Source organism: Nocardia sp. NPDC050408 (assembly GCF_044458905.1).
Classification (GTDB): Bacteria; Actinomycetota; Actinomycetes; order Mycobacteriales; family Mycobacteriaceae; genus Nocardia.
The window spans coordinates 169,548-195,619 of sequence record NZ_JBITIL010000006.1 but is presented as its reverse complement, the minus strand read 5'-3'; the positions used below and the strand labels follow the sequence as shown (position 1 = coordinate 195,619).

29 protein-coding genes and 1 pseudogene are annotated in these 26,072 nt (G+C 65.0%); 11 read left to right on the top strand and 19 right to left on the bottom strand.

What is annotated here, in order from left to right; genetic code table 11:
• Window positions 1–27: 27 nt before the first annotated feature.
• Together ACIBJI_RS20300 and ACIBJI_RS20295 are read right to left on the bottom strand one after the other, a co-directional pair.
• Window positions 28–684 (bottom strand): PAS and ANTAR domain-containing protein, encoded by a 657-nt coding sequence (locus ACIBJI_RS20300; RefSeq protein ID WP_364346099.1) that lies wholly within the window; start codon window positions 682–684, stop codon window positions 28–30.
• Window positions 685–786: 102 nt separating this feature from the next.
• Window positions 787–1,821 (bottom strand): helix-turn-helix domain-containing protein, encoded by a 1,035-nt coding sequence (locus ACIBJI_RS20295; RefSeq protein ID WP_364345936.1) that lies wholly within the window; start codon window positions 1,819–1,821, stop codon window positions 787–789.
• A 173-nt stretch (window positions 1,822–1,994) separates the two neighbouring features.
• Between ACIBJI_RS20295 and ACIBJI_RS20290 the strand changes: the two genes are divergently transcribed.
• Window positions 1,995–2,198, top strand: coding sequence for a VOC family protein (locus ACIBJI_RS20290; protein ID WP_397085209.1), 204 nt, complete (start codon window positions 1,995–1,997; stop codon window positions 2,196–2,198).
• Between the two features lie 47 nt (window positions 2,199–2,245).
• On the opposite strand, the gene ACIBJI_RS20285 is transcribed toward ACIBJI_RS20290, so the two are convergent.
• The gene (locus ACIBJI_RS20285; RefSeq protein ID WP_364345934.1) at window positions 2,246–2,662 is read right to left on the bottom strand and encodes a DUF6223 family protein; all 417 of its coding nucleotides are present in this window, start codon (window positions 2,660–2,662) and stop codon (window positions 2,246–2,248) included.
• A 218-nt stretch (window positions 2,663–2,880) separates the two neighbouring features.
• Here ACIBJI_RS20285 and ACIBJI_RS20280 point away from each other — a divergent pair, with 218 nt between their 5' ends.
• The 3 genes from ACIBJI_RS20280 to ACIBJI_RS20270 all read left to right on the top strand — a co-directional run bounded on the left by ACIBJI_RS20280 (window position 2,881) and on the right by ACIBJI_RS20270 (window position 5,777).
• Window positions 2,881–3,993 (top strand): histidine kinase, encoded by a 1,113-nt coding sequence (locus tag ACIBJI_RS20280; RefSeq protein ID WP_364345932.1) that lies wholly within the window; start codon window positions 2,881–2,883, stop codon window positions 3,991–3,993.
• The gene (locus ACIBJI_RS20275) at window positions 3,990–4,652 is read left to right on the top strand and encodes a response regulator transcription factor (protein ID WP_364345930.1); all 663 of its coding nucleotides are present in this window, start codon (window positions 3,990–3,992) and stop codon (window positions 4,650–4,652) included. The genes ACIBJI_RS20280 and ACIBJI_RS20275 overlap by 4 nt, the downstream gene beginning before the upstream one ends.
• A gap of 228 nt (window positions 4,653–4,880) precedes the next feature.
• Window positions 4,881–5,777: an alpha/beta hydrolase gene (locus ACIBJI_RS20270; protein WP_364345928.1), complete on the top strand. Its 897-nt coding sequence runs from the start codon at window positions 4,881–4,883 to the stop codon at window positions 5,775–5,777.
• 194 nt (window positions 5,778–5,971) lie between these two features.
• Here ACIBJI_RS20270 and ACIBJI_RS20265 read toward each other — a convergent pair whose 3' ends face one another.
• Window positions 5,972–7,321 (bottom strand): FAD-dependent monooxygenase, encoded by a 1,350-nt coding sequence (locus ACIBJI_RS20265; RefSeq protein WP_364346095.1) that lies wholly within the window; start codon window positions 7,319–7,321, stop codon window positions 5,972–5,974.
• A gap of 125 nt (window positions 7,322–7,446) precedes the next feature.
• Window positions 7,447–8,259 (bottom strand): ParA family protein, encoded by an 813-nt coding sequence (locus ACIBJI_RS20260; protein ID WP_364345926.1) that lies wholly within the window; start codon window positions 8,257–8,259, stop codon window positions 7,447–7,449.
• Window positions 8,260–8,595: 336 nt separating this feature from the next.
• Between ACIBJI_RS20260 and ACIBJI_RS20255 the strand changes: the two genes are divergently transcribed.
• On the top strand, window positions 8,596–8,931 hold the full coding sequence (locus tag ACIBJI_RS20255; RefSeq protein ID WP_364345924.1) for an Lsr2 family protein: 336 nt from the start codon (window positions 8,596–8,598) through the stop codon (window positions 8,929–8,931).
• 197 nt (window positions 8,932–9,128) lie between these two features.
• Here the strand turns inward: ACIBJI_RS20255 and ACIBJI_RS20250 are convergent, their stop codons facing one another.
• From ACIBJI_RS20250 to ACIBJI_RS20240, 3 genes are read right to left on the bottom strand one after another with little or no spacing between them, the layout of a single operon-like run.
• Window positions 9,129–9,953 (bottom strand): MaoC family dehydratase N-terminal domain-containing protein, encoded by an 825-nt coding sequence (locus ACIBJI_RS20250; RefSeq protein ID WP_364345922.1) that lies wholly within the window; start codon window positions 9,951–9,953, stop codon window positions 9,129–9,131.
• A complete protein-coding gene (locus tag ACIBJI_RS20245; protein WP_397085206.1) occupies window positions 9,950–11,113 on the bottom strand; it encodes a CaiB/BaiF CoA transferase family protein in 1,164 nt (387 codons plus the stop codon). Before ACIBJI_RS20245 ends, ACIBJI_RS20250 begins: the two co-directional genes overlap by 4 nt.
• A 34-nt stretch (window positions 11,114–11,147) precedes the next feature.
• The gene (locus ACIBJI_RS20240) at window positions 11,148–12,302 is read right to left on the bottom strand and encodes an acyl-CoA dehydrogenase family protein (protein ID WP_364345918.1); all 1,155 of its coding nucleotides are present in this window, start codon (window positions 12,300–12,302) and stop codon (window positions 11,148–11,150) included.
• A 112-nt stretch (window positions 12,303–12,414) separates the two neighbouring features.
• Here ACIBJI_RS20240 and ACIBJI_RS20235 point away from each other — a divergent pair, with 112 nt between their 5' ends.
• The 3 genes from ACIBJI_RS20235 (at window position 12,415) to ACIBJI_RS20225 (ending at window position 15,897) form a co-directional block, all read left to right on the top strand.
• A complete protein-coding gene (locus ACIBJI_RS20235; protein WP_364345916.1) occupies window positions 12,415–13,365 on the top strand; it encodes a LysR family transcriptional regulator in 951 nt (316 codons plus the stop codon).
• Window positions 13,366–13,537: 172 nt separating this feature from the next.
• Window positions 13,538–15,061, top strand: coding sequence for an aldehyde dehydrogenase (locus ACIBJI_RS20230; protein ID WP_396956617.1), 1,524 nt, complete (start codon window positions 13,538–13,540; stop codon window positions 15,059–15,061).
• A 131-nt stretch (window positions 15,062–15,192) separates the two neighbouring features.
• A complete protein-coding gene (locus tag ACIBJI_RS20225; protein ID WP_364345914.1) occupies window positions 15,193–15,897 on the top strand; it encodes a class I SAM-dependent methyltransferase in 705 nt (234 codons plus the stop codon).
• A gap of 135 nt (window positions 15,898–16,032) precedes the next feature.
• Here the strand turns inward: ACIBJI_RS20225 and ACIBJI_RS20220 are convergent, their stop codons facing one another.
• Entirely contained in the window at window positions 16,033–17,502 is a 1,470-nt protein-coding gene (locus tag ACIBJI_RS20220; RefSeq protein WP_364345912.1) for an MDR family MFS transporter, read from the bottom strand.
• 209 nt (window positions 17,503–17,711) lie between these two features.
• On the opposite strand from ACIBJI_RS20220, the gene ACIBJI_RS20215 reads away from it, so the two are divergent.
• Entirely contained in the window at window positions 17,712–17,993 is a 282-nt protein-coding gene (locus tag ACIBJI_RS20215; protein ID WP_364345910.1) for a hypothetical protein, read from the top strand.
• A 9-nt stretch (window positions 17,994–18,002) separates the two neighbouring features.
• On the opposite strand, the gene ACIBJI_RS20210 is transcribed toward ACIBJI_RS20215, so the two are convergent.
• On the bottom strand, window positions 18,003–18,173 hold the full coding sequence (locus tag ACIBJI_RS20210) for a hypothetical protein (RefSeq protein WP_364345908.1): 171 nt from the start codon (window positions 18,171–18,173) through the stop codon (window positions 18,003–18,005).
• Window positions 18,174–18,330: 157 nt separating this feature from the next.
• Between ACIBJI_RS20210 and ACIBJI_RS20205 the strand changes: the two genes are divergently transcribed.
• Window positions 18,331–19,134 (top strand): hypothetical protein, encoded by an 804-nt coding sequence (locus ACIBJI_RS20205; protein WP_364345906.1) that lies wholly within the window; start codon window positions 18,331–18,333, stop codon window positions 19,132–19,134.
• On the opposite strand, the gene ACIBJI_RS20200 is transcribed toward ACIBJI_RS20205, so the two are convergent.
• From ACIBJI_RS20200 to ACIBJI_RS20165, 8 genes and pseudogenes are all read right to left on the bottom strand, one after another.
• Entirely contained in the window at window positions 19,135–20,112 is a 978-nt protein-coding gene (locus ACIBJI_RS20200; RefSeq protein ID WP_364345904.1) for a glycine betaine ABC transporter substrate-binding protein, read from the bottom strand.
• Complete coding sequence (locus ACIBJI_RS20195; protein WP_364345902.1) at window positions 20,109–20,846, bottom strand: ABC transporter permease; 738 nt, start codon at window positions 20,844–20,846, stop codon at window positions 20,109–20,111. Before ACIBJI_RS20195 ends, ACIBJI_RS20200 begins: the two co-directional genes overlap by 4 nt.
• Window positions 20,843–22,108, bottom strand: coding sequence for an ATP-binding cassette domain-containing protein (locus ACIBJI_RS20190; protein WP_364345900.1), 1,266 nt, complete (start codon window positions 22,106–22,108; stop codon window positions 20,843–20,845). The genes ACIBJI_RS20195 and ACIBJI_RS20190 overlap by 4 nt, the downstream gene beginning before the upstream one ends.
• Entirely contained in the window at window positions 22,105–22,749 is a 645-nt protein-coding gene (locus tag ACIBJI_RS20185) for an ABC transporter permease (protein WP_364345897.1), read from the bottom strand. Before ACIBJI_RS20185 ends, ACIBJI_RS20190 begins: the two co-directional genes overlap by 4 nt.
• A gap of 252 nt (window positions 22,750–23,001) precedes the next feature.
• On the bottom strand, window positions 23,002–23,547 hold the full coding sequence (locus ACIBJI_RS20180; protein ID WP_364345895.1) for a hypothetical protein: 546 nt from the start codon (window positions 23,545–23,547) through the stop codon (window positions 23,002–23,004).
• A gap of 298 nt (window positions 23,548–23,845) precedes the next feature.
• Window positions 23,846–24,205, bottom strand: a complete 360-nt coding sequence (locus tag ACIBJI_RS20175; RefSeq protein ID WP_364345893.1) for a DUF3618 domain-containing protein — start codon at window positions 24,203–24,205, stop codon at window positions 23,846–23,848.
• 2 nt (window positions 24,206–24,207) lie between these two features.
• On the bottom strand, window positions 24,208–24,630 hold the full coding sequence (locus ACIBJI_RS20170) for a phage holin family protein (protein WP_364345891.1): 423 nt from the start codon (window positions 24,628–24,630) through the stop codon (window positions 24,208–24,210).
• A gap of 206 nt (window positions 24,631–24,836) precedes the next feature.
• Window positions 24,837–25,022, bottom strand: a pseudogene (locus tag ACIBJI_RS20165) (IMP dehydrogenase); the annotation flags it as partial.
• 19 nt (window positions 25,023–25,041) lie between these two features.
• Between ACIBJI_RS20165 and ACIBJI_RS20160 the strand changes: the two are divergent.
• Window positions 25,042–25,290 (top strand): hypothetical protein, encoded by a 249-nt coding sequence (locus tag ACIBJI_RS20160; protein WP_364345889.1) that lies wholly within the window; start codon window positions 25,042–25,044, stop codon window positions 25,288–25,290.
• Between the two features lie 146 nt (window positions 25,291–25,436).
• Here the strand turns inward: ACIBJI_RS20160 and ACIBJI_RS20155 are convergent, their stop codons facing one another.
• Complete coding sequence (locus ACIBJI_RS20155) at window positions 25,437–25,787, bottom strand: Lsr2 family protein (RefSeq protein WP_364345887.1); 351 nt, start codon at window positions 25,785–25,787, stop codon at window positions 25,437–25,439.
• Window positions 25,788–26,072: the final 285 nt, after the last annotated feature.

The window sequence follows — 26,072 nt, the reverse complement described above, 5'->3', positions numbered from 1 at the left end:
CTCTCGCTGCTGGGAAATCGGATGCGGTCAGTCCTTGGGTATGCGCTCGTGCAGGGTCAGCAGAATGTGATCGAAGGTGGCGACGGTCGCGGGTTCGGGCGCGGGTAAGGTACACAACTCGGTGATCAGTTGTTCGGCCAGCACGCGCAGCTTGATATTGGTTTCCTGCGAACGCCAGATGAGCACCTTGAACGCCTGCTCGGCACTGATCCCGTACAGCCGCATCAGCACGCCCTTGGCTTGTTCGATCACCGCACGCGACTCGATCAGTTCCGGCAAACGCACCTCGAGCGCTTCACGTTCGGCTTCGGCGAGGGTGGCGCTGAGGTCGATATAGAAACCCGTCGTGCCAACCGGTTGGCCTTCGTCGTCGAGAATTCGGTCCGCGACGACCATGACATTGTGTTCGCCACCAGAGGTGTCGATGAACCGGTGGCGGCTGGAGAACGGCTCACCACTATCGATGGAATGGGCGATGCGTTCGGCAACCGGTTCGCGGTCGTCAGGATGCTTGTGGGCCAATAGCAATTCGGTGGTCGGCTCGATTTCCCCGGGCCGGTAGCCGTGCATCCGGTACACCTCCGGCGACCACTCCCAGCGGCGGCTGGCGAACCAGAAGCGGAAACTACCGACCGCGGATCGCGCACCCGCCAGTCGGGGCGACGCGGCCGCGCTATCGTCGATCGAAGATCCAGGCGAAGGGGTCACCAAGCAATTATGGCCGATACGCCGCCGCTCGCACGCTTGTGATCAGTGAATTCATCCCCGCATAGCTGCTGGTCGACGTCACTCGTCGAGCAGGCGCCATGCCGTGAGTGCGAGCCTGGCCCGTAGTAGTCCGGTGGGTTCGGCCAGTTCGATACCCGTCATCTTTTCGATCTGTTCGAGCCGGCGGGCGACGCTGCTGTGGTGCAGGTGCAACAACGCGGACGCCCGACGCAGCGAGCCGGTGGCACAGTAGGCGTCGAGTGTCTCCAGATCCTCCGGGGTGCTCGCTATTCGGGTGATCGCGGCGACATCGGCGTTGTCGCGCACGGCATCCTGGGGTACCTGCGCGAGCAAGGCCAACGCTCCGAGGTCGTCGTGGGGGACAATCGGACTACGTGCCGTGGCGAAGCGCAGTGCGGTGCGGGCTTGCCGCCAGGACCTGTCGGGCCGACCGGCCGCTCCGATGCCCGCGCGTACGCCTGCTGGAAACCGAGCCGGGTCCACTGTGGTGGCCAGGATGACGCCGACGTCGGCCAGCGGTGCCGCCTTCACCGGACGGCCCGGACAGATCAGAACACCGACGTGGTCGAGCGGAAGCTGGGACCGGACGGCCACGACGCGCACCGGCAGGTCGGCGGCAAAACCCAAGAGCCGCAACGCCCGAGCCCTGGCCGCCTCGTCACTGTCGACGCTGATAACCAGCTCGACCAGGGCAGGATCGGCCATGGTCGTGCGTGCCGGTCCGTACCGCTCGACGACCGCCGCCGCCGCAATGGCGAGCCGCTCCAATAGCAGGTCGTCGAGCGAGCGGGAGGTACCGGTGCGTTCCAGCCACACCGTGCCGATCTCCTCCTCGTCGAGGATGATCGGCCCCGTGGTGGACGCAGACGGCGGCGGACCCGACACTTCCTGTCCGTCGGGTGCACACCGGATCACTCGTCCCGTGCCGTGCAGCCGAATCCCGGTAACACACTCGGCCAGGACGGCCGAGGCCCGCGCGAGCGCCGGGAGATCCACCCGTCGGCGCATGAGGGTGTCGTAGAACATCACGACACGCAGCGCGCCTTCCGCTTCCACGTCCAACTGCGACAATCGGACCACCAAGGCATCCATGTCTGGAGGCTATCCGCGATTCCCCCAATGGCTGTCCTCGAGTCCGGTGAGTCCAGGTCAGGCGCCATTTCGCGGCCGGCCAGTGCGCTGATGCCATCGCGTCACGAAGGAGTCGGCATTCGTGACGTTCGCGGTCACCGCTGAGCGGACCCACCAGCTCCGGAGCCCGCCCGATGCCCGACGGAGCCCGCCCCGAGCCCGGTGGTTGGAACCGAATCCACCTCATCGTCGACGACATCGCCGCAGAGGTCGAACGCCTGCAGGCAGCCGGTGTGACATTCCGCAACCGCATCGTCACCGGCCCAGGAGGCCAACAGATCCTGGTCTTCGACCCCGCCGGAAACCTCGTCGAACTGTTCCAGCCCGCTGCCCGGTGACCTTCCACGAAGGGCACGATCGCCGCAGTCGCGCGAATCTACACCGATCAGGCGGTGCGGCGGGAGCGGACCAGCGCCAGGCCGCCGAGGACCAGGCTGATCAGCCCCAACACCATGGCCGCCCAGGACCCCACTATCCCGTTGCCGGTGCCGGGACCACCGTCGGCGGTGGCCGCTAAGACCCCACCTACGACCACGCCGATCAGCCCCGACACCAGAGCAACAATGGCCCTTCTTCCCCTGTTGCCGGTGCCGATACGACTGGCGGAGCGGGCCAGCGCCAGCCCACCGATGACGACACCGGCCAGCGCCACCAACGCGGTCAGGGAGGGCCCGATTCGCCCGGAGGTCATGCCGGTAGCGGCGGCGGACTCGACCGAGACCTGTGCGGCCGCCGGTGCGGCAAGTGCGAAACCTGCGAGCATGGCGGCTGCCACAGCGGCAGGCAGATGACGGACGGACATGGGATGCTCCTTTGTCGAACGACTGGACGTCGATTCATCATGTCCGCTGGATCTACCGCCGATCATCCTGCGGGCGTAGACAATTCGCGCTACCACCGTTGCCGTAGCAGAGTGCTGCGGACGTCGTAGAGTGCCGAGAAAATACCGCGGGCGCGGTAGGCGGCCGATCATCCGCGAGCAGGAGTTGCCCGCGCGACTGTCCGGCTAGGGTTGCACGCATGAGCAGCGGAGGGATCGGAGACCGGGCGATCGCCGTCGGTGTAGCTGCCGTCCTGCTGGTCACCTCGCTGTCCGGGCAACACCCGCCCACGAAACTCGACGCGCTGGGCTACACGCTGTTGATAATCGGCGGTCTGGTGCTGGCAGCGCACCGCTGGGCTCCGATCACCGTACTGGCCGTGACCGGGTTATGCGTACTGGGTTACCAGGCAATCGGTTTCGAGGTGCCCGCCGTCGCGTATCTGGTCGCCGTGTATGCCACGGTACGAGCGGGACACCGCCTCGTCGCGGTGGCGGGTTCGGTGCTCATGGTGGCTACGCTCCCGTTCGCGATGCTGGCCTCGCACCCCGACTGGCCCGTGGGCGCGGCATTCACGCAGGCCCGGGATGCCCTCCAATTGGCCTGGCTGATCGCGGCCGGCGCCGCGGGGGAAGCGCTGCGCCAAGCCGAACGGCGAGCGGATGAAGCCGAGCGCACCCGCGAGGCGACCGCGCGGCGCCGCGCCGACGAGGAACGGCTGCACATCGCGCGGGAACTGCACGATTCGCTCACCCACCAGATCTCGGTCATCAAAGTGCAATCCGAGGCCGCCGTCCACGTGGCCCGCAAGCGAGGCGAAGAAGTCCCGGAAGCGCTACTAGCGATCCGGCAGGCCGGTCGGGAGGCGGCCAGGGAACTGCGAGCGACCCTCGAGGCGCTACGAGACGACGGCAACAGCCCGCAGCACGGGCTCGACCATGTCCCTGAACTGGTAGAACGGGTACGCACGACCGGTTTGGACGCGACGCTCACGATCCAGGGAGAACGCCAGGAGGTGCCGACCGCAGTGGACCGGACCGGCTACCGGATCGTTCAGGAGTCACTGACCAATATCGCCCGTCACGCCGCCGCCGCGACGGCGTCGGTCCGGATCGACTACCGTCCCGACGCCCTGGTCATACGGGTCGATGACGACGGCAAGGCCACGATGGATACCGTGCCGGTCCCCGGCGTCGGGCTGCTCGGGATGCGCGAGCGAGTCACCGCTCTCGGCGGTCGCCTGCGGGCGGCACCGCGCACCACGGGCGGTTTCTCCGTACACGCCGAACTCCCTGTGGACCGAACGTCATGATCCGGGTCCTGCTGGTCGACGACCAGCCGCTCATTCGGAGCGGATTCCGTGCACTACTCGACCTCGAGGACGACATAGAGGTGGTGGCCGAGGCCACCGACGGGACCGAGGGCCTGGCGCTGGCCAGACAATACTTGCCTGACATCGCGCTCATCGACATTCAGATGCCGGTCATGGACGGCATCGAGGCAACCCGGCGGATCGCCGCGGACCCGACCCTGGCCGGGATGCACGTCGTCATCCTGACCAACTACGGCTTGGACGAATACGTCTTCGACGCGTTGCGCGCCGGTGCGGCCGGATTCCTCGTCAAGGACATCGAGCCGGAAGACTTCCTGCACTCCGTACGTGTCGCCGCACGCGGCGACGCCCTGCTCGCACCATCGATTACCCGCCGACTGATCAACAGGTACGTCACCCAGCAACTCGACACCGGCGCCGACACGGGGCTGAAAGAATTGACCAATCGCGAACGCGAGGCCGTAGCCCTGGTCGCGCACGGCCTGTCCAACGACGAGATCGCCGAGCGCATGGTGATCACTCCGCTGACCGCGAAAACCCACATCAACCGAGCCATGACCAAGCTCCACGCCCGCGACCGCGCCCAACTGGTTGTCCTCGCGTACGAATCCGGCCTGGTAGCACCGCGCAACTCCTGACATCCACGGTCCGAGTGCAGGCATGCCCCGCCGATGAACCGCTTGCTGACGCCTGGCAAGCATCACAAACTGTGCTTCGCCATGCCTTCGGAGCTTTCGGCAGCCGAGGCATCCGTGCCTATTTCTCCTCGGCGGAGGTCGGATATGCGGCGCTCGTCGCGGAACAGGGCTGGAATGCCCGACGGTTGGCGGATGATCTCGGCGGGGCGAATCGCGAGGATAGCTGTCATGGATCCCGAACTCGAACCGTTCCTGTCGCTGTTCCCGCCGTCCGACCTGTCCGATCCGCCCACCGCGCGTAAACAGCTCGCCGAGTTGGCCGCCGCGGTACCGGTTACCGACACCGCGAACCTGGAGATCGAAACCCGCACGGTCCCAGCCGATCCCGATGTGCCGGTGCGGATCTATCGTCCACACCGGGCCCAGGGCGCCATCGTGTGGCTGCACGGCGGCGGATTCGTGATGGGTGATCTCGACACCGAACATCCGTGGGCCACGATGCTCGCCAACGGCTCCGGCGCGACCGTGATCTCCGTGGGCTACCGACTGGCCCCCGAAAACCCGTTCCCCGCCGCACACGATGACATCTACGCGGTGCTGAACTGGACCGCCGAACACACAACCGAACTCGGCATCGATCCGACGCGCATCGCGATCGGCGGCCACAGCGCGGGCGCGGGTCTCGCGGCCGCGGTGGCGTTGCGGGCGCGCGACGAGCAGGGGCCGCCGATCCGCTTCCAGCTGCTCCACCAGGCCGGACTCGATGACCGGCAGCAGACGTGGTCGCAGCGGAATTTCACCGATACCCCGTTCGTGACTCGCGACAAGGTCGCGCAAATGTGGGCGTACTACCTGGGTTCCATGCCCGCCACGCCGTACGCCGCCCCGGCGCGGGCCACCGATCTGTCCGGCCTGCCACCCGCTTACATCGCCGCCGCGGAATTCTGCCCGAACCGCGACGAAGATATCGACTACGCACTGCGCCTGATGGCGGCCGGGGTATCGGTCGAACTGCACCAGTGGCCGGGCACGTTCCATGGCTCGCAGGCGATCTTGTCCGCGGAGGTTTCACAGCGGCAGAACGCCGAACTGGCGGGAGCTCTGCGGCGCGCGTTGGCCGAGTAGTCCGACTGCGGGCGACTTCTTCGGCCAAGTGCGGGTAACGCTGGTGCCATTCGATGGTCTCGGCGATCATCTGCCGTCGCGTCCGAACGGAACACCGTTGCACGCGACCGGTAGAGACCAGCGTTGCCCAGCCCCGCACGGAACGAATCGCACGGCAGGCCATGGCAAAGCCGCGACGCAACAGCTCGATTCGGCTATGCGGAGGTAGGTCGTCCTCGAAGACGATGCAACCCCATTGTCGCCGCGGCGACACGTGGATCGAACATGTGCAGCGGGGATTTGGTCATGTTCAGTACATCGAGGAATTTCGCGGCGGTCGCCGGATCGTCCGCAGCCGCTCGGAACATCCTGTTCAAGCCCGAATGTGCAAGTGATTTCACCCCTGGTGAGCCGAGGGCGACCGGCGGCATGGTCATATCACTGACCTTTGTCAGCCACCACGGGGTGCGCAGCATGCGGCCGATGCGGCGATAGTAACGGCGTGGCAGATCGTCGGTGCCCTCCTGGAGGACGTCATCGAGCAGATCGGCCGCGATGGCCGCGACGGTCATGCCGCTGCCGTAGATGGGATTGAAACTGCATACCGCATCGCCGATCGAGAGCATTGCGCCCGGAACACGATCCAGCAGTTCATACCGACGCCGAACGGCCGTGCGGAACCGGTAGGTCGCTACGTCGTCGACGGGAGTCGCCGACCGCAGCACGGTAGCGACATCGTCGGGTGCGAATTCCGCGGCGTAGTCCAGCAGTTCGCCCGGACCCGCCGGCGGGTGATTCTCCTTCCCGACGCCGAACGCCGAGAGCACCCACAAGTCCCCCTCCTGCGCCGCGAACCCGAACCCGCGCGGTCGGCTCGGCATCGGCCCGACCAGGACGATCCGATCGCCGCCGACAGCATCCAGCGGCAGGCGGAAATGACAAGTGGCATAGCCGATATCGACGGGCACCTGATCTTCGCGCGGACGTGGGTACCCCAGCGACGCGAGCCAGGACCCGGCTCGCGAACCCCGGCCCATCGCATCGACCACCAGATCGGCATGGACCGGCTCCGGTTCGCCGTCGGTCTCCCGGCGCAGCACCCGAACTCCGCCGACGCCGGTATCGGAGGCGATCAGGTCGGCTACGACCGCGTCGTCCCATATCGTCACATTCGACAGCGCCGATACCCGGGCACGCACATGCGATTCCAGAAACGGTCGGCTGGCGGCAACGGAGGTTCTGCCCAATTCAGCTCGATGCAGGACGTTTCCGAAGAAGATCGCCCGGAAATCGTCGAATGCGCTGACGGCCTTCGCGCCATCGGTGATCAGCTCATCGGTCAGGCCGGGAAACCGGGACTCGGCAATCTCGGCGGCCCGCATCAACAGGCCGTGGGAATGTCGCGATTGCGGAGTGCCGCGACGTTTCGTTTCGGCTTCCGACAACCGATCTCGCTCGATGACGGTCACGGCCGCATAGTGGTCGGCCAGAATACGGGCCGCGAATAGACCCGCGATCCCGCCACCGAGCACCACCGCATGGTCCCCGGCGCGGCGGTTACCCATCTGGCTCACGGGGTCCTCCTCGTCGGTGTGACGGGTGCCCGCGTCGTCCGAAGTGGGTCGATCGCGGGCAGAGCACGGCGACCCTACCCCGGTCCGGCGTGGTCGTGCACCTCGTGGACGCGGTGTCAGCGGCCGGATCGGTGGATGACCTCGCGAGCCAAGGCCCGGTATTGCTCGGCGCCGGCGGATCGTGGTGCCCAGGTGGTGATGGGTTCACCGGCAACACTGGCGTCGGGGAAGCGGACCGTCCGCGATATCACCGTGTCGTAGACCTGGTCGCCGAAGACTTCGGCAACCCTGGCCAGTACCTGACGCGAATGCAGCAGGCGCTGATCGAACATCGTGACCACGATGCCGAACAGGCTCAGCCGCGGGTTCAGCCGGTCCCGGACCTTGTCCATGGTGTCGGTGAGCAGCGCGACCCCGCGCAGCGAGAAGAACTCGCATTCCATCGGGACGATCACACCGTCCGCACAGGCCAGCGCGTTCACGGTGAGCAGGCTCAAGGATGGCTGACAGTCGATGAGTATGTAGTCGTAGCGGTCCCGAATCGGGTCGAGTACCCGCCGCAGCGAATGTTCCCGGCCGACCTCGTTGACCAACCGAATCTCCGCCGCGGACAGATCGATATTGCTCGGCAGCAGATCGACATTGTCGAGGTGAGTTTTGATCAGCACCTCGTCGATCAGCTTTCCCGATCCCCCCAGCAGGTCGTACACCGTCGATGGCAGGTCGTTCAGTACGGCACCCAACCCCGCGGACAACGCGCCCTGCGGATCGAGGTCGACGAGCAGCACCCGCCGACCGCATTCGGCCAGCGCGGCGCCCAGATTGATGGTCGAGGTGGTCTTGCCGACTCCACCCTTCTGATTGCACAGGGCGACGACCTGCGCTTCAGCACGGGGCGCCGAGAGTTCGGAGGCATTGACCGCACTCACGATTCGCAAACGCTTCGGCTCGTCTGCATCTCTGAGCCGGGCAGGTCAACTCGCCGCAGATAGTTTGCCAACATGTCGCCAGATTAGCGGTTCATGTCGGGAAACGAACAACAAACCCCACATGAGTCCTGGATCGCCAAGGATCAGGACATAGATCGCTGAAAATTCACTGAACCGACCGTTTGGTCGAAACCGTCTCGCCTGGAAGGTATCCCAGGGAGTACGCAGGTCCAGGTTCGATTCGGGGCAGCTTCGCTGGTTGTTCGGCCGCTCGTTATGATCACCATCCTCTGCTCACGATCCTCTGCCCGCTGTCCCCCAGGAAAAGGAATGCCCATGGCACGCAAGGTCGTTGTGACGCTCGTCGATGACTTCGACGGCAAATCCGCTGCCGAGGAAACAGTGGCCTTCGCCCTCGACGGCGTCGAATACGAGATCGACCTATCCACCACCAATGCTGGTCAGCTGCGCGGCATCTTCGAGCCCTGGACCTCGAACGCTCGCAAGCTCGGCCGCACATCTCGGAGCAAGAGCCAGGCCTCGCGCACGGCGCACGACCGCGCTCGCACCGTCGCCATCCGCGACTGGGCCCGTGCCAAAGGCATCGCGGTGTCAGCCCGCGGACGGATTTCAGCAGAAGTAGCCCAGGCGTACGAGAAGGCCAACGCCTGATCGCGTCCGCGACGCCGGAAAAGGGAGGCCCCGCACTGCTCGTCGGAGCACTGCCAGCGAATCGCGGATTCGCGAGCAAACAGCAGTGCGGGGCCAACCGGCCGACCACCCCGGCCGCGTCAACCTGTTCGCCGACCCGAACGCCTACCGCGACGAAATCGCGGATCAGCCATCCCTGTTGCTGACCACAATCTGCCTCAGTCGGCGGGATGCAATGTCCCGGTTGCCGTTTGCCGCCCGAAACCGTCCCGCGCGACGGTCACGAGGACACCGCCGCGCAGGGTCGCCGAGACGACCAGCCCTTGGTGGTCGAAAAGCGGCGACCGCAGTCGGTAGTCGAAGACCTGGTCACCGCTGTATCCGCGGGCCCGGGCGGCCTCGGCCATGGCCATCGCCTGCAACGGACCGTGCACGAGCAGACCGGGATAACCCTCGACATCTCGGGCGTAGTCGCGGTCGTAGTGGATGCGGTGGCCGTTGTAGGTGAGCGCGGAATATCGGAACAGCAGGGTCGGGGAGGTATCGATGGCCCATTCGTCGTCGGCGGGAGGCACTTTCGCGTCCTGGCCGGGTTCCGGTTCGCTGGATCGTCCGCTCGGTTCGACGGCGTCGCGGTAGACGATATCCTGCCGTTCGTCCACCACGATTCGATCGCCCTGCAGAATCTGGTGGCCGACCACGACGAAGGTCAGCGCGCCGCTGCGTCCCTGCTTCTCTTGTGTGGACACCACTTTTGTTCGTTTCGTCGCCGGTTCGCCACATACCAGCGCACCACGGGTGCGCACCTGCCCACCGGCCCACATCCGGCGTCGGCCGGGGCCCGGCGGCTCCGGAACGGTATGGCGAATCGGATGACCATCTGGCCCCAGATCTGTCTGCGCGGGACGTTCGAGCAGATAGATCCAGTGCCAGAGCAGCGGAAGCCCCTTGTCCAGATCGGGCAGCGGCACACCGAGCAGCCCACTCAGCGCCTCCGCCGGACCGGGCGGCAGCCATTCGGTGCGTTCGACCACATCGGTCATGCCCGTGTCTCCTCCGAAACATCTTCTGCCGGTGTGAATTCCGCGCGCAGAGCCGCGGTGTGCTCCCCCATCCGAGGCACGGCACCCATTGCCGGTTCCCAACCACCCACCACCGGCGGCAGCATGGCCTGCATCACCCCACCGGGTGTATCCACCGGCCGCAGGCGATCGCGGGCCGCGAGCTGCGGGTGCTCGGTGAACTCGGCCGGTGTGCGCAACCGCGCATTCGCGATGCCGACCTGTTCCAGCAGCTGGATGACCTCATCGGTACCGGATGCGGCGAACGCCCGCTCCAGCAGCGCGGTCACCTCGCCGTCGCGTTCCACCCGATCGGTATTGGTTGCGAACCTCGGATCCTCGATCAGGTCGGAACGTCCGAGCACGGTTTCGCACAGCGCAATCCACTCGCGCTCGTTCTGGATACCGAGGAATACCGTACCGTCGGCGGTGCGGTAGGGGCCATAAGGAGAGATCGATGGATGTTTGGCCGCGGTGCGGCGCGGCGGTTCATCGCCGTAGCGGGAGAAGTAGGCGGGCTGGCTCATCCACTCCCCGAGCGCATCGATCATCGCGACGTGCAGGCTCGCACCGACACCCGTGCGCGCCCGGTCGAAGAGCCCGGTGAGGATACCGCTGTAGGCATACATGCCGGTGGCGATATCGGCGATCGAGAAACCCGCCTTGGCCGGCACTTCCGGTGTACCCGTTGACATCACGAGCCCGGTCTCGCATTGCAACAACAGGTCGTAGGCCTTCTTCGACCGGTACGGCCCTTCGGGGCCATACCCGGAGATCGAGCAGTGGATCAGCTCGGGCCGTGCCGCGCGCAGCGTCTCGGCATCGAGTCCGAGCCGTTCGGCGGCACCGGGGACCAGGTTTTGCACGAATATGTCTGCCTTGGCGATCATCGCATCGAGCAGCCGACGGTCGGCGGAGTCCTTGACGTCGAGTTCGACGCTTTCCTTGCCCCGATTGAGCCACACGAAGTAGCTCGACTCCCCGTGGACGGTTTGGTCGTAGCGCCGGGCGAAATCGCCGCCACCAGGGCGTTCGATCTTGATCACGCGAGCACCGAGGTCGGCGAGCTGGCGAGTCGCGAACGGCGCGGCAACGGCCTGTTCGACCGCGACGACGGTGATATCTTCGAGCGGGCGGCGCATACGGTGCCTTCCGGGAAAGTCGGTGCCGGACAACTCAGTTGATCCGATTTCGGCTGATCAGCTGGCGGGCGATCACTGCGCGCTGAATCTCGTTGGTGCCCTCGCCGACGATCATCAGCGGTGCGTCGCGGAAGTAGCGTTCCACATCGAATTCCGTCGAATACCCGTAGCCGCCATGCACGCGCACGGCATTGAGAGCGATCTCCATGGCGGTCTCCGAGGCAAACAGTTTCGCCATGCCGGCCTCCATATCGGCGCGCTCACCCGAGTCGTAGCGGCGCGCCGCGTAATACACCAACTGGCGCGCGGCGGTCAGTTTCGTCGCCATATCCGCGAGATAGTTGCCAACGGACTGGTGCTGCCAGATGGGTTTGCCGAAGCTTTCCCGTTGCTGGGCATACCGAATCGAATCGTCCAGCGCGGCCTGGCCGACACCGAGCGCCCGGGCGGCCACCTGGATACGCCCAACCTCCAGCCCGCGCATCATCTGCGCGAATCCCGCACCCTCGACCCCGCCGAGCACATCCGATACGGGCACACGCATATCGTCGAAGCTCAGCTCACAGCTCTCGACACCCTTGTAGCCGAGTTTGGGCAGATCGCGCGACACCGTGAATCCGGGACCCTTTTCCACCAGCAGAACGCTGATACCACGATGCGCGGGTTCGGCGGTCGGATCGGTCTTGCACAGCAGGGCGACCAGATCCGACCGGCGGGCATTGCTGATCCAGGTTTTGGAGCCGTTGACGATGTAGTCGTCGCCGACCCGGCGCGCGGTAGTGCGCATCGACTGCAGATCCGATCCGCCGCCCGGTTCGGTCAGCGCCATGGTCGCGCGCAGCTCGCCGGTAGCCATCCGGGGCAGGTACCTATCCCGCTGCTCCTGAGTTCCATAGTCCAGCAACAGTTTTGCGACCACAGTGTGACCGCCCATCGCCCCCGCCAGGCTCATCCAGCCGCGCGAGAGCTCCTCGGTGACGGCGGCGTAGCACGGTGTAGAGACCTTGGCCTCGCCCCATGGCTCCGGGATGGCCAGCCCGTAGATCCCGAGCTGCTTCATCTGATCGATCAGCTTCTCCGGGTAGGTGTTCGTATGGTCGAGTTCCTGCGCGACCGGTTTGACCTCCCGATCCACGAAGTCGCGCACCACCGCGACGATCGCGGTTTCTTCCTCGTTGAGCTCGTCCATACGACTTCCTCTCGACACTCCCCGCAATACCATCATGAGAGCTAATAAATGCCTCGGTAAAATGCCGAGTTCTGATATAACCATGCCGGTTCGCGATACGCAGGAGGTGCGAATGGACTTCAAGCAGTTGAAGGCCATGGTCACGGTGGCCGAGGTCGGCAGCGTCACCAAGGCCGCGGAGTTGCTACACCTGGTCCAACCGGCCGTCACCCGGCAGATTCGCATGCTCGAGCAGGAGCTCGGCGTCGCACTATTCGAGCGCACCCGACAAGGTATGCGCCCGACCGAAGCCGGAACCGTCATGGTCGAGCGGGCGCGACGGGCGCTGCACGAGCTCGATCGTGCCCGCGCCGAACTACGCCCGGCGCCCGGTGTCGTCACCGGGGTGGTCACCGTCGGCCTGTTGGAGAGCGCTGCCGACCTCTTGGCCGAACCGCTGGTCTCGGCGCTCGCCCGCGATCATCCCGGCATCGAATTGCGTGTGCTCACCGGCTATTCCGGACATCTGCAGCGCTGGCTCGACGACGGCGATCTGGACCTGAGCCTGCTCTACAACCTGACCAGCACACCGTCGCTCAATGTCGAACCGCTTGCGCGGGAACGGCTCTGGGTGGTCGCGCCGCCGAGCGACGACTTACATGCCGAACGTCCCGTCGCTCTGGCCGAGGTCGCGAACCATCCGATGGTGATGCCCGCGCCGGGGCATGCGCTGCGCGCCCTCATCGACAGCGCCGCCGCGCAAATGCGGGTGAATTTCGAGGTGACCGTCCAGACCAATTCACTACGTCTGCAGAAACTGCTGGTGCTCGGTGGGCACGGCTGGACAATTCTGCCCGGCGTCGGCATCGCCGACGATGTCGCCAATGGGACGCTCAGCGCCGCACCGCTGTGCGACCCGGAAGTCCGGCGACTGATCGTCCTCGGCATGCCCCGAACCGGCCGCGTGCCCGCCGCCGCCGAAGTCGTTGCGGCCGAACTCATCCGCCAGGTGCGCGCCGCCGTAGCCGAGGGGAATTGGCCCGCGGCCCGACTCGTCGACCGCAGCGAAACCACCGCGAATTGATTGCTCCGCCGAACCGATTCCCGTCGACTATTACCGGTTCGACGCCCATCACGTCCAGAGCTGGCGACGTATGACATTCAGCAATGTAGGCATCAATCATTTCTATTTTTCAACTATGTTGATCATCACTCATGATGGGCGGCGTAGCCGATCCGAGTATGGAGTTCACATCATGGGGCAGACCGAGACGGTGCCGCCACCCTCGCCGGACGCCGACTTCCAGCAGTATCCGATGTTCATCGACGGGCATGATCACCAACCGATCGGCGGCGAGTGGTTCCCCACCGATAACCCATATCTGGGCGAACCATGGGCACGGATCGCCAAAGGCGCCGCCGAGGATGTCGATGTCGCAATGCAGGCGGCTCACCGGGCGTTCACCTGCGGCCCGTGGCCCGCACTCACCGCGAGCGCTCGCGGCGCACTGCTGCGCCGTCTCGGCGACACCCTCGCCGAGCATGCGCACCGACTGGCCGAGCTCGAGGTCCGCGACAACGGCAAGTTATTCGCCGAAATGTATAGCCAGCTCAGCTATCTGCCACAGTGGTTCTACTACTACGGCGGACTGGCCGACAAGATCGAGGGGACGGTGCTGCCGCTGGACAAGAAAGGCTATTTCGCATACACACGCCAAGAGCCAGTCGGTGTCGTCGGCATCATCACGCCGTGGAATTCACCGCTGATGCTGCTGACCTGGAAACTGGCTCCAGCCTTGGCCGCGGGCTGCACAGTGGTGATCAAACCGTCGGAATTCACCTCGGCCTCCACGCTCGAACTCGTCAAGCTGTTCCATGAGGCCGGAGTGCCGCCGGGCGTGATCAATGTGGTGACCGGCTTCGGCGCCGACGTCGGCACACCGCTCGTCGAGCATCCATTGGTCCGCAAGATCACCTTCACCGGATCCGATGTCACCGGGCGCCGAATCAACGAGGCCGCGGCCCGCGACCTCAAGCAGGTGAGTCTCGAGCTGGGTGGTAAATCCCCGAATATCGTATTCGCCGACGCCGATCTCGACGCGGCTGTCAATGGTGTCGTTTCCGGTATCTTCGCCGCCACCGGACAGACCTGTATCGCCGGATCGCGACTGCTGGTCCAGGACAGCATTCACGACGAATTCGTCGCGCGCGTAGTGGAACTCGCGCGCACCGCCCGCATGGGCGACCCCATGTCCAAGGACACTCGAGTCGGCCCGATCACCACACCCGCGCAGTACGCGAAGGTGCTGGACTACCTCCGGATCGCCGAACAGGAAGGCGCCACCCTGGCTTTGGGCGGTGCCGTCGCGACGCGTCCGGAATGCGGTAACGGATGGTTCATCGAACCGACCATCTTCACCGGCGTCGATAATCGGATGCGCATCGCCCAGGAGGAAGTCTTCGGACCGGTCCTCGCCGTCATTCCGTTTCGCGCCGAAGAGGATGCCGTCGCCCTCGCCAACGACGTCCGCTTCGGCCTCGGCGCCGGGGTGTGGACCAGTGATATCGGCCGTGCCCTGCGCATGGCCGAACGCATTCGCTCCGGCACCGTGTGGGTGAACACCTATCGCGCCGTCAGTTTCCTGGCGCCGTTCGGCGGATTCAAAGATTCCGGCTTCGGCCGCGAAAACGGTATAGACGCGGTTCGGGAATATCTCGAAACCAAGACCGTATGGATCAATTCCGGTGCGCCCGTGGGAAATCCATTCGTAATCCGCTGACCTGCGAAAGCTGGTCACCGCGTCCGTGCCTTGCAGACCCACAGAACTCGCGCGAGCGAACTACCGCTCGGAACTATTCCGCCGCCATCGACGACGTTGACACGAACCAAGGTCACTGATACTCATATGCTATGACTGCGCCGGAGGATTTCGAGTTCGAAGCCGTCTACCAAGGCACGGGTGGCCCGTTCGGCCCTGGCGTCAAACCGCCGTGGAGTATCGGGGAACCCCAGCCGGAACTCGCCGCGCTGATCGAGCAGGGCAGATTCCATGGCGATGTCCTCGATGTCGGATGTGGAGAGGCGGCGATCTCGCTGTATTTGGCCGAGCGGGGCTACACCACCGTGGGCCTGGATCTGTCGCCGACCGCGATCGAGCTCGCCCGCGCCGAGGCGACCAGGCGTGGCCTGGCCAACGCCTCCTTCGAGGTCGCCGATGTCACGGCCTTCACCGGCTACGACGGCCGCTTCGATACCATCGTCGACAGCACGCTATTCCATTCGATCCCGGTCGAGTCGCGGGCGGGCTATCAGCAGTCGATCGTGCGCGCCGCCGCGCCGGGCGCGTCATATTTCGCGCTGGTGTTCGACCGGACCGCCCTGCCCGAAGTACCTGTACCGGGCCCAGCGCCGGTCACCGCTGACGAGCTTCGTGAGGCGGTGGAGAAGTACTGGGTGGTCGATGAGATCAGGCCAGCGCGAATCCATGGCAACCTGCCTGTCGGCGACTTCGGGGCGACTGCCGACGGCCCGAGGTTCCGGTTCGAGGGCATCCGCGACGAACCCAGTGGCCGCAAGTCGGTCCCCGCCTGGCTGCTGTGCGCCCGGCTGGGCTGATTTCGTCACCATGGTCGGGGGGTAGCAACAACCTCTCGGAGTACTGACCCGAGGAACTGGCTCGGATGCGGAACATCCCGGCCCCGAACCCCCGGCCCGCAAGCGCGGCCAGGGGTTCGGTGTACCGAATTGTGGTCAGCCCTTGACTAATTCGGGGATTGCGGTCTCGATTTCGTCGGTCTCCTCCGGGGTGGCGACCGCCGCCCGGCTCGGAAGGAGCACGGCCATGGCGATCACGATCAGTGCCAGAGCAGCGGAGACCAGGAACGCCAGGCGCATACCGTCGAGGTGTGCGGTGACGGGGTCGGTGCCAGCGGCGACGAGTCCGGTGCTGCGGGCAGACATCACCGTGACCACCAGGGCGGTGCCGAAGGCCGCGGCGACCTGCTGCAGGGTGCCGAGCATCGAGCTGCCGTGCGAGTACAGGTGCTGCGGGAGCGCCCCGAGGCCGAGAGTGAAGACCGGGGTGAATGTGGTGGCCAGCGACACCATCAGCAGGATGTGCAGGACCAGCAGCTGCCAGTACGGCATCGACATCGAGACCTGGGTGAATCCGGCCAGCGCCGCGGCGATCCCGACCGAGCCGGGAATCACCAGTACGCGCCCACCGAAGCGGTCGAACAGGCGGCCGACGGTCGGTCCGAGCAGCCCCATCGCCAGCCCGCCCGGCATCACCAGCAGGCCGGTCTGCAAGGGGCTCAGACCACGCAGGTTCTGCAGATACAGCGGCAGCAGGATCATCGAGCCGAGCATCGCCATGAACGCGATCGACATCAGCACCAGCGCCTTTGCGTAGGTGCTGGACAGCAGCACCCGCAGATCCAGCAGCGGGGTACCGATGCGCTGCAGGCGCAGCTGACGGAATACGAATACGGCGATGAGGGCCGAACCCGCGGCGACGATCAGGGCAGGGCTGGTGTAGTTGTCGCTCTCGAACCTGCTGAGCCCGAATACCAGCCCACCGAACCCGAGCGCGGCGAACACCACACTCGACCAGTCGATCGCCCCGGCTTGCGGTTCACCGACATTCTCCAGTCGACGCAGACCCAGCCAGGTGACGACCGCCGTGATCGGCAGGACAAGTACGAAAAGCCAACGCCACGAACCGATCTGGAGCACCATTCCGGAGACCACCGGGCCGAGTGCGGGCGCCACCGAAATGGCCAGGGTGACATTGCCCATCACCCGGCCGCGGTCCTGTTCGGGCACGACGGTCATCAGCGTGGTCATCAGCAGCGGCATCATTACCGCGGTACCACCCGCCTGAATGATCCGTCCGAGCAGCAGCACCGCGAATGACGGCGCGACGGCCGATAATGCGGTACCGGCCAGGAAGACTCCCATCGCCACGGCATAGGCCCGTCTGGTCGAAACCCGCTGCAGGAACCAGCCGGTGGTCGGGATGACGGCGGCCATCGTCAACATGAACGCGGTGGACACCCACTGCGCCGCCCGCTCGGTGACCTCGAGATCGGCCATCAGACGAGGGATCGCGTTGATCATGATCGTCTCGTTCAGGATCACTACGAAGGTCGCGAGTACCAGTACCCGGATGACGGTCGGCGTCCGCCCTCCCGAGGCGGGGGCGGAAAGTTCGGCTGACATCGGGCGTACCTCCAGGGCGTCTCGACAGGAATGTGTGTGGCGCGTTGCCGATTCATCGGATCTCGCCACATCGGTTGAGACGGGACGGGCGGCTCGAATTCATCGGCCGCGCCAGTATTGCGGTCACCACCGACAAGTTCGGCCGCCTGTGCCACCCATCGGCGCACGCGTCCACCAAAAGGCGCATCGATGAGAACACACCTCTCATGATGAAGAACAATCCTTCCAGCGCGGCGCGAACGGCGCACCGCAATGGTTGCGGGCCCGAGCCGCAACAGCGCCAGATCGCCGCGGATGTCATGCTATTGCGCTACCCATGCCCCGGATACGGCACCGTCGAGCGGTACGCGCTTATCGGCGGCGGGCACACCTGGCCGGGCTCGCCACCTATCGCCCCTACACCGTTGGTCGGCGCTACCGCATCGATCAGCGCTGATCAGATCATGTGGGATTTCTTCCAGGCCCATCCGCGCACCAGCCCCCTCCGGTGAGGCGGGGTATCACCACCGATACCAGCGACCGCGGGTACCCGCGGAATCGGCGGACCGGAAAACAAAGCCGAGCGCCCAGAGCACCAGGACCGCAATCGCGACCCACCACAGGGCCTTCAGTGCGAACCCCGCGCCGAACAGAACTAATACAAGAAGCAGAACCAGCAACAAAGCAACCATTTCTTCTCACCTCCTGCCGCTCGCATACCCGGCAACCAGCACAAATAACGGATATCGCCGATCGGGTCAATGGGTTCTGCGGCTCGGTCCGCGGCTTATCCCCGTCGCTTCGGGAAACAGCCGCTTCGTGCCGCCTGCATGAAGTACGGTCAGGCCCATGTCCGAGGACTGTGTGGAGCGATCCGAGGTAGCGCAATCCAACACCTACAACTGGGAGGTCGTGGGCAGCGGTCCCGCCGGGGATTCCGTCGTCGACTCCGGTGACGGCGAATTCGGAATTCTCGATGACTGCACCGGCCGCATGTGTACCAACCACATCGAGGTCGGCACCGCGGTGTTCGACCGGGTCGTCGCGGACATCATGATCGAGTACCGAAACGCGGTGCTCGACGCCCGCCTCGAAGACGAACCCGACCCGGCACCGCCGCTGCACCGGGTCAGCATGCAGGTCCGTGACGGCAACGGCGTCGAAATGCTCTCGACGACAGCAGCATTGACCTATCCGGTCGTCACCGGTGCGGACACCGAAACCTACCGTAAGCAAGTGGCGTTGGCCGAGAAACGGGAACGTAGGCGACGCGAACGCCGCGATAAAGCCATTGCCGCCGGAACCTCCGCCCCACGCTCGGGACCGGCTGATCCCAGACTGGCCGGACTCATCCTCAATCTGCGCGTCGAGGCCGATACTGTGCGCGAGGAAGTCCCCGACGCCGACCACTGCCGAGAACAATTGGCTTTGGCCCAGAACACCGTCCAAGCGGCAACCGAAGCAGCGGCACGCGCACAAATAAACGGAACGCGAGCCGAGTTCGAACATGCCCACGCATTCATCCAACGGTGGACGCCGCGGATAAACCGCTGGGCCGCATTCCTCGAACTGACCACCGAGGCATACGCCGACGCGGACGCCGTCGACGCCCTCGCCGACCGCATCAGCCTGCAACCCCCACCCGAGCCGTAGCTACTCGATCAGCTTCTCGCTCTTCAGCCAGTCGTAGGCGACGTCGGCGGGATCCTCGCCGTCGATATCGACGCGGCCGTTGAGGTCCTGCATCAGTTCGTCGGTGAGATGTTCGGAAATCGTGCCGAGCAGGGTTCGCAACTGCGGGTAGCGGTCGAGGACGACGCCGCGAACGACCGCGGTGCCGCTGTAAGGCAGGAAGAACTTCTTGTCGTCGTCGAGGACAACCAGGTTCAGGTTCTTGACGCGGCCGTCGGTGGTGTAGATCATGCCGAAATTGCACGGCGCGCCCTTGGCGGTCGCCGTGTAGACGACACCGGCGTCCATGCGCGTGACATTTCCGGCAGGCACACCGTTCGGATCGTTGTAGGGGATCCCGTACTTCTTCAGCATCGGAATGAAACCGTCTGAGCGGCTGAAGAATTCGTCGTCGACACAGAAGGTCCGATCGGGCACCGGGAGCGCGGCCACGTCGGACAGCGACTGCACCTGTAGGCGTTCGGCATTCGACGTAGACGCGCCGAAGGCGTATGTGTCGTTGAAATTCGCCGGCGGCAGCCACTCCAAGTCGTGGTCGCTCTTTTCGATGTCGTGGACCCGCTGCCAGAGTTCCTTCGGATCCGAGATCGTCTCGGTCTCGTTGTGGTAGTTGACCCAACCGGTGCCGGTGTACTCCCACAACACATCGGCATCGCCGTTGAGCTGGGCCTGTCGAGACGATGCGGAACCCGGCGCCCCGGTCAGATCGGTGACGTGGGCGCCCGCCGCGGCCAGGTAGGTCGCGGTGATCTTGCCGAGCAGTATGCCCTCGGTGAAGCTCTTCGAGGTGACGACCAGCTTCGCACCGTCCAGTGGCCGCTCACCGCCGGGCAGCCGTGCATCGTGGAATGTTCCGGACGAGCTCACCAGACCGCACCCGGCGAGCAGCGCCGTCGTCGCGACGAGCGCCGAAACCAGAGTGGCCAGTGGCGATTTCATGAGACACCTCGCGGCGTCGCGGCCAGTTCGACGAGTCTGCCGAGCCAGTCGATGATCAGTGCGAGCAGCCCGACGAGGATCGCGCCGGAGATCAGCAGTTTGGGCAGGAAGAGGGTGACGCCGGTGGTGATCAGCGTGCCGAGGCTGGTCGCGCCGATGAAGGTACTCAGCGTCGCGGTACCGGCCAGAATGACCAGCGCGGTGCGCACGCCGTTGAGGATCACCGGCACCGCGAGCGGGAGTTCGACCTGAAACAGCGTCCGCGTACCCGAGAACCCGATACCCCGCGCGGCCTCGATGGTGCGCTGATCCACCTGCCGCAGCCCGACGATCGTGTTCTGCAGGATCGGCAGGATCGCGTACACGACGAGACCGACTATCGCCGTGCGGAATCCGGTGCCCAGCCAGAAGGTGAACAAGACGAGCAGACCGACCGCGGGCGCGGCTTGGCCGATATTGGCGATATTGACGGCGAGCGGCTCGAAGCGCTTCAAGCCTGGACGGGTCAGTGCGATACCGAGCGGAATCGCGACGACAACCACGATCACCGTTGCGACCACGGTCAGCTTGATGTGGGCGAGGATCGTGGTCTGCAGATTGGCCCAGCCGAGTGACGCCCGCTCTGTCGGGGTGAACGTCGTCGCGCGATACCAGATGACGTATCCGATGGCGATGACACCGATGACGAGCGGTTCGAACCACACGTCGATCGGAATGCGGCGCAGGCGATTCATGACTGCCCGGCCGATCCGAGCTCGTCATCGGCGAAGACCACCGGTGTCGGCGCCGGATCGGTTCCCTCGACGTACGTCTCGTACGACAGGTCCTCGCCATCGCCGGTCCCCTCGGCGAGTTTGGTCCGGATCACCTCTGTCACCGAGTTGATGCTGAGCGAGCCGACGACCGCGCCACGGCCGTCGGTGACGAGCGTGGCACCCTGGCTGGTCGCGAGCATGGCGTCGAGCGCGTCATTGAGGGTCGAAGATCGTGCGACGACGGGCAAGCGCCGATCGAGGAAGTCGGAAACCTCCGGTTTCGTCGCGACCTCGGTGAGTGATGGCCACGATCGCGGGCGCCCGGCCTCGTCGACGACGACGATCCAGGTGTGTCCGGCGGCCTTCGCGCGTTCGATCACCCCGTGCGCCGACTCCCCCACCCGAGCGGTGATCACCTCGTCGTAGGCGACATCACGCACCCGCGACACGGTCAGATACGCCAGCTTCGCGCCGGATCCGACGAACTCCTCCACGAACGGCGTGGCCGGGTCGGTGAGAATTTCCTCCGGGCGCGCGTACTGCTCGACGTGTCCGCCTTCGGACAGGATGAGCACCTTGTCACCGAGTTTGGTGGCCTCCTCGAAGTCGTGCGTGACGATCACGATGGTCTTTCCGAGTTCGTGCTGGATGGCGATCAGACTGTCCTGCAGGCGAACCCGAGTGATCGGGTCGACCGCGCCGAACGGCTCGTCCATGAGCAGGACCGGCGGGTCGGCCGCGAGCGCGCGGGCGACGCCGACCCGCTGCTGCTGTCCGCCGGACATATCTTTCGGCAGCCGGTCGGCGAAGGTGCCCGGGTCCAGACCGACCAGATCGAGCAGATACTCGGTGCGTTCGGCGATCCGCTTCCGGTCCCACCCGAGCACCCGGGGGATGGCGCCGACATTCTTGGCGACCGACCAGTGCGGGAAGAGCCCACCGGACTGGATGACGTATCCGATCGACTGCCGCAGCTTGTCCGGATCTTCCCGGGTGACATCGCGTCCGCCGATGAAGATCCGGCCGTCGGTGGGCTCGATCAGCCGATTGATCATCTTGAGTGTGGTCGTCTTACCGCAGCCGGACGGGCCGACGAAGGCGACGATATCGCCGGCGTCGATTTCCAGGTCGAGCCGCTCGACTGCCGGTTTCTCCTGGCCCTTGTAACGCTTGACAACCGAGTCCAACTTGATGGACGCGCCGGTGACATTGCGCTCCGGCTGGTTGGTCACATCGGTCATGACAGTCCCTTTGCGATCGTGAGGCGTCCGAGCAGGACGAGGAGCGCGTCGAACACCAACGCGATAAGGACGATGAGAATGGTGCCGGTCAGCGCCATTTCGAGCGCGTTCGCGCCACCGAGCCGCGAAAGGCCGTTGAAGATCAGCGATCCGAGGCCGGGTCCGAGGACATAAGCGACGATGGCGGCGACACCGACGATCATCTGGGTGGACACCCTGATACCGGTGAGGATCACCGGCCAGGCAATCGGCAATTCCACGGTCAACAGAATGCGCCATCGCGAAAAGCCGATCCCGCGTGCGGATTCGACGACCGAGGTGGGCACCGACCGCAAGCCGACGATCGCATTGCCGATCACCGGCAGTGCGGCGAAGAACGCCAACATGATGAACGACGGGACCACGCCGAGTCCGAACGGGACCAATAGCAGTGCCAACAGCGCGAGCGAAGGAATGGTCAGCGCGACCCGGCTCGAGGTCAGCGAAAGTGCGGACATCAGTGGAAGCCGATATACCGCGACCGCGATGAGAACAGCGACGACAGTCCCGACCAGCACCGTCTGAAATGCCAGGGAGGCATGCTGATACGTCAGAAACGCCAGAGTCTCTCCCCGTCCTCGGATGTAACTCCACAAGTGCACGGGATTCCCATCGTCAGCCGAAGACCGGTCGGTACCTATCTGCGCGCAGTAACCAGACGCGCGAATTGCCAAAGAGTAAACGAAACCGCCGCTCGGTGCTCGATGGCGCGCGGCGGCGAATGGGTCACCGTATCAGCGACGACTCGCGGTAGCGACGGGCTTACCGTGGAAGCGGGCTGAACGACACGAGTCCCTGCATGCCAACGCTGTTCGGTAGCGGCACACAGGGACTCGACGTGTTCGCGGTCCGGATCAGGGAGTGGAGTAGCCGATCAGCGCGCCGATTCCCGCGCCGATCGGGATAGTGACGAGGGCACCGACGCCACCGAGGAAGAAGCCGATCACAGCGCCGATGCCGGCGCCGATGAGCGCGCCGATACCGGCGTTGTACTGCTTGCGAGCGATCGTGTCGGAGGCCTCGTCGATTGCCTGCGCCGTCCGTGTGGTGTCGGATTGCGCTGTGAGGGTGAGGGTTCGGCCGTCGTTGGCGATCGCCGGCGTCAGGGCGACGGTCCCGGCTGCGGTCTGCAGTCCCAGCGGTATCGAGGTCACCGCATTGCCGGCGGCGTCGGTGAGGGTGATCGAAAGAGCATCGGCGGCCACGGTGAACCGTCCGGCCTCGACGGTGGTACTGACACCTCGGCGGTCTGCTGTCGGTGCGGTGATGAAGTTGATGCCGTGATCGGTTGCCTGCACGGTGGTGTCGGTCGTTACCGGCTGGGCCTGCACGGCGCCCGCGGTAATGCCGGTCGCACCGATCGCGAGCAGGGCGGTGGCGGCGAACTTGGTGGCGCTCATGGTTTTCCCCACATTCCATCGGCTGTCGCGCGCGCCGACACGTGCTGAAAGCCCGTGCCGGGCCACGTGATTCAGTCGACCACATCTGTGATCGAAAGGTAATAGTACCGTCCGGGGGCAACCCCTGCGGGCTCCGATTCTGACGGGGTGGGTGCCGATCGCGTTGCCGCCCAACATTTCCGGTGCGGAAAGCTGTCAGCGGATGGCGCGGGTTCGCAGGTCCCTACCAGCCCGAACGAGACGTCGAAGGTCCCTCGATCTCGGGCAGAATGGTGCGGTGAGTGGACTATTCAGACACTCACCGATTGCGACGGCCACGTAGTATCAGCCACGTCACCAAGGCCGCGATGGCGGCGGTGGCCACGGCTGCCAAGGGCGCCGGCCGACTGCGCGTCACGGCGGCGAACTGGACGGCGCGGTCTTGGGTGGCGGCGCTGGCCTTCTCTCGCTTCTCATGCACGGTTTCGGCCGCATGGTGCACCTTCGCGCGGGCGTTGTCCACGCTCTGATGCAGTTCTGCCTCGGCTCTGCCCTTCACATCGAGCTTGCCGGTCAGTTCCGCCATGGTCTGTCCCAGCTCTTGTCTGGCCAGGTCGCGGTCGGCGCGCAGCAGTTCCGCCTCGGGCGACCCGACTGGGGGGTTGCTCTCGTCACTCATCGCTATCCTCCGATCTTGATCGCATGGATGTCTTGCTGTACGCCGGTGAACGCCTCCTGCGGGACCGGCGGGACCGCCTTCTGCAGGTCCTTCTTGCCGATGAGGGCCAAGACGCCGCCAACGAGCAGCAGTACCACTCCAACGATCAGCGCAGCGGCCCAGCCCGACAGCGGGCCCGCTAGGGCGATGATCGCCGCGGCGATAACGGCGGCGCAGCCGTAGCACGCCGTGAGCGCCCCGGCACCGGTCACAACCGCGCCGCGACCCAGACGTTTGCCTTTGCTTCGCACCTCGAGTTCGGCGAGCTTGATCTCGTCCCGGATCAGGTGGGCCATTTGCTCGGTCGCATCGTTGACGAGTTCGATAACCGACCGTGTCTCCGTGGGCGAAGTTTCGATCGACGACCCGGTGGGTGTTTCGGTCATGGCGATTCCTAGGTACTCGGGAAAAAGCTCCAGATACGACCGAGATGGCCCACTATGCGACTTTCAAACCCCCGCCGGCCAGATCGGTTGGATGGGGGCAGCGATGCCCGTGGCGGTGGATCGACATCGAAGCCGCCGAATTCGGAAGGCACCCGCAGTCGACCGAAACCTTTGCGCCGGAATTCGAGTGCAGTGCAGAATCCGGATCAGGGCCGCAAGAGGGTTTTGATGGCACGGCGGTCGTTCATGGCGCGGTAGCCGTCGGCCACCTGCTCGAGCGGCAGAGTGAGGTCGAAGACCTGGCCGAGGTCGATGCGGCCGGTCAGGACGCGGTCGATGAGATCGGGCAGGAAGCGCCGGACCGGGGCGAGGCCGCCACGCAGCCCGACGCGTCATCGGTGAATTGGTCAGTTGCAAGGCTTCGCCGCCTGCGGTGACCGTGAAGTCCGCGATTTCGTGCGGGCGCGACTGGCCTACATGTGGGACACGGTTGCCGATACGACAGGCCTCGCCCCGGTGACGGTGAAGTCGTTCCTCGCCTTCGGTATGCTGCTCAACAACGTGGCCGCCGTCGAAGTGGACGAGCCGTGGGCCAAGGGGGTTCGCACTCGTATCCAAGCGGGCCTGTTCGAGCACATCACAGCGGACACCAACCGATGAAATCGGCCCCCTGTGTGACCAGGAGAAATCTGGCATTACGCCGCCAAGATGGGAATACCCGATCATCGAATTCGAGGTGCGCGACCTCATGCCGACGCCCATCGAATACGAACGGTCGACGAAAATAGCAGAATGTCAGGGACGGTTTACTTCCTCGCGGCGTTGTAGGCGGCGACGATGTCGGCGGATATCCGACCGCGCGCCGATACCTGATGGCCGTTTTTGCGGGCCCATTCGCGGATCGCGAGCGACTGGTCCCGATCCGCCGTCGACCGAAAATCTTTGCTGCCGCCTCCGCTCTTGGACCTGACCTTCAGCCGCCCGGTCTTGCGGGCCTTCTCCGTCCAAGGATCCAGATCGGCACGGAGCTTTCCGGCATTCTTTTTCGACAGATCAATCTCATAGGTAACGCCGTCGAGGGAGAACAGAACGGTCTCATCGGCTTTCGACGTGCCATCCAAATCATCGACCATGGTAACGGTCACCTTCTTCGCCATGAGTCAGCCCTTCATCTATGAGCATTTTCTTCGGCATGCTGATGGTATCTGTCATTATATCTAATAGTGCAGCGCGATATGTTGATGCACAAGCACGGCGGAGCAGACGACCATTGGAATCCGTCCGATAAATGCGAGCAACATTTCAGGACGGCCGAACCACCTCGCACACCGGTCCGAGCAGCGCGGGATATGAGCCAGTCGAGTCGCGCGAGCGAAATCGGGTATGGACTCCCGCGCACTGCTCGACTGGCGGCGAAAATGCGTCAAGGCGAACTGTGTGTC

Coding starts and splice junctions, on each gene's coding strand:
- ACIBJI_RS20190 (WP_364345900.1), bottom strand. CDS start 22,108: ATGACCGATGTGACCAACCAGCCGGAGCGCAATGTCACCGGCGCGTCC.
- ACIBJI_RS20170 (WP_364345891.1), bottom strand. CDS start 24,630: ATGACCGAAACACCCACCGGGTCGTCGATCGAAACTTCGCCCACGGAG.
- ACIBJI_RS20275 (WP_364345930.1), top strand. CDS start 3,990: ATGATCCGGGTCCTGCTGGTCGACGACCAGCCGCTCATTCGGAGCGGA.
- ACIBJI_RS20245 (WP_397085206.1), bottom strand. CDS start 11,113: ATGCGCCGCCCGCTCGAAGATATCACCGTCGTCGCGGTCGAACAGGCC.
- ACIBJI_RS20285 (WP_364345934.1), bottom strand. CDS start 2,662: ATGTCCGTCCGTCATCTGCCTGCCGCTGTGGCAGCCGCCATGCTCGCA.
- ACIBJI_RS20180 (WP_364345895.1), bottom strand. CDS start 23,547: ATGAGCGCCACCAAGTTCGCCGCCACCGCCCTGCTCGCGATCGGTGCG.
- ACIBJI_RS20250 (WP_364345922.1), bottom strand. CDS start 9,953: ATGACCGATGTGGTCGAACGCACCGAATGGCTGCCGCCCGGTCCGGCG.
- ACIBJI_RS20230 (WP_396956617.1), top strand. CDS start 13,538: ATGGGGCAGACCGAGACGGTGCCGCCACCCTCGCCGGACGCCGACTTC.
- ACIBJI_RS20265 (WP_364346095.1), bottom strand. CDS start 7,321: ATGGGTAACCGCCGCGCCGGGGACCATGCGGTGGTGCTCGGTGGCGGG.
- ACIBJI_RS20295 (WP_364345936.1), bottom strand. CDS start 1,821: ATGGATGCCTTGGTGGTCCGATTGTCGCAGTTGGACGTGGAAGCGGAA.
- ACIBJI_RS20175 (WP_364345893.1), bottom strand. CDS start 24,205: ATGAGTGACGAGAGCAACCCCCCAGTCGGGTCGCCCGAGGCGGAACTG.
- ACIBJI_RS20200 (WP_364345904.1), bottom strand. CDS start 20,112: ATGAAATCGCCACTGGCCACTCTGGTTTCGGCGCTCGTCGCGACGACG.
- ACIBJI_RS20205 (WP_364345906.1), top strand. CDS start 18,331: ATGTCCGAGGACTGTGTGGAGCGATCCGAGGTAGCGCAATCCAACACC.
- ACIBJI_RS20280 (WP_364345932.1), top strand. CDS start 2,881: ATGAGCAGCGGAGGGATCGGAGACCGGGCGATCGCCGTCGGTGTAGCT.
- ACIBJI_RS20220 (WP_364345912.1), bottom strand. CDS start 17,502: ATGTCAGCCGAACTTTCCGCCCCCGCCTCGGGAGGGCGGACGCCGACC.
- ACIBJI_RS20255 (WP_364345924.1), top strand. CDS start 8,596: ATGGCACGCAAGGTCGTTGTGACGCTCGTCGATGACTTCGACGGCAAA.
- ACIBJI_RS20225 (WP_364345914.1), top strand. CDS start 15,193: ATGACTGCGCCGGAGGATTTCGAGTTCGAAGCCGTCTACCAAGGCACG.
- ACIBJI_RS20195 (WP_364345902.1), bottom strand. CDS start 20,846: ATGAATCGCCTGCGCCGCATTCCGATCGACGTGTGGTTCGAACCGCTC.
- ACIBJI_RS20290 (WP_397085209.1), top strand. CDS start 1,995: ATGCCCGACGGAGCCCGCCCCGAGCCCGGTGGTTGGAACCGAATCCAC.
- ACIBJI_RS20235 (WP_364345916.1), top strand. CDS start 12,415: ATGGACTTCAAGCAGTTGAAGGCCATGGTCACGGTGGCCGAGGTCGGC.
- ACIBJI_RS20240 (WP_364345918.1), bottom strand. CDS start 12,302: ATGGACGAGCTCAACGAGGAAGAAACCGCGATCGTCGCGGTGGTGCGC.
- ACIBJI_RS20155 (WP_364345887.1), bottom strand. CDS start 25,787: ATGGCGAAGAAGGTGACCGTTACCATGGTCGATGATTTGGATGGCACG.
- ACIBJI_RS20210 (WP_364345908.1), bottom strand. CDS start 18,173: ATGGTTGCTTTGTTGCTGGTTCTGCTTCTTGTATTAGTTCTGTTCGGC.
- ACIBJI_RS20270 (WP_364345928.1), top strand. CDS start 4,881: ATGGATCCCGAACTCGAACCGTTCCTGTCGCTGTTCCCGCCGTCCGAC.
- ACIBJI_RS20215 (WP_364345910.1), top strand. CDS start 17,712: ATGAAGAACAATCCTTCCAGCGCGGCGCGAACGGCGCACCGCAATGGT.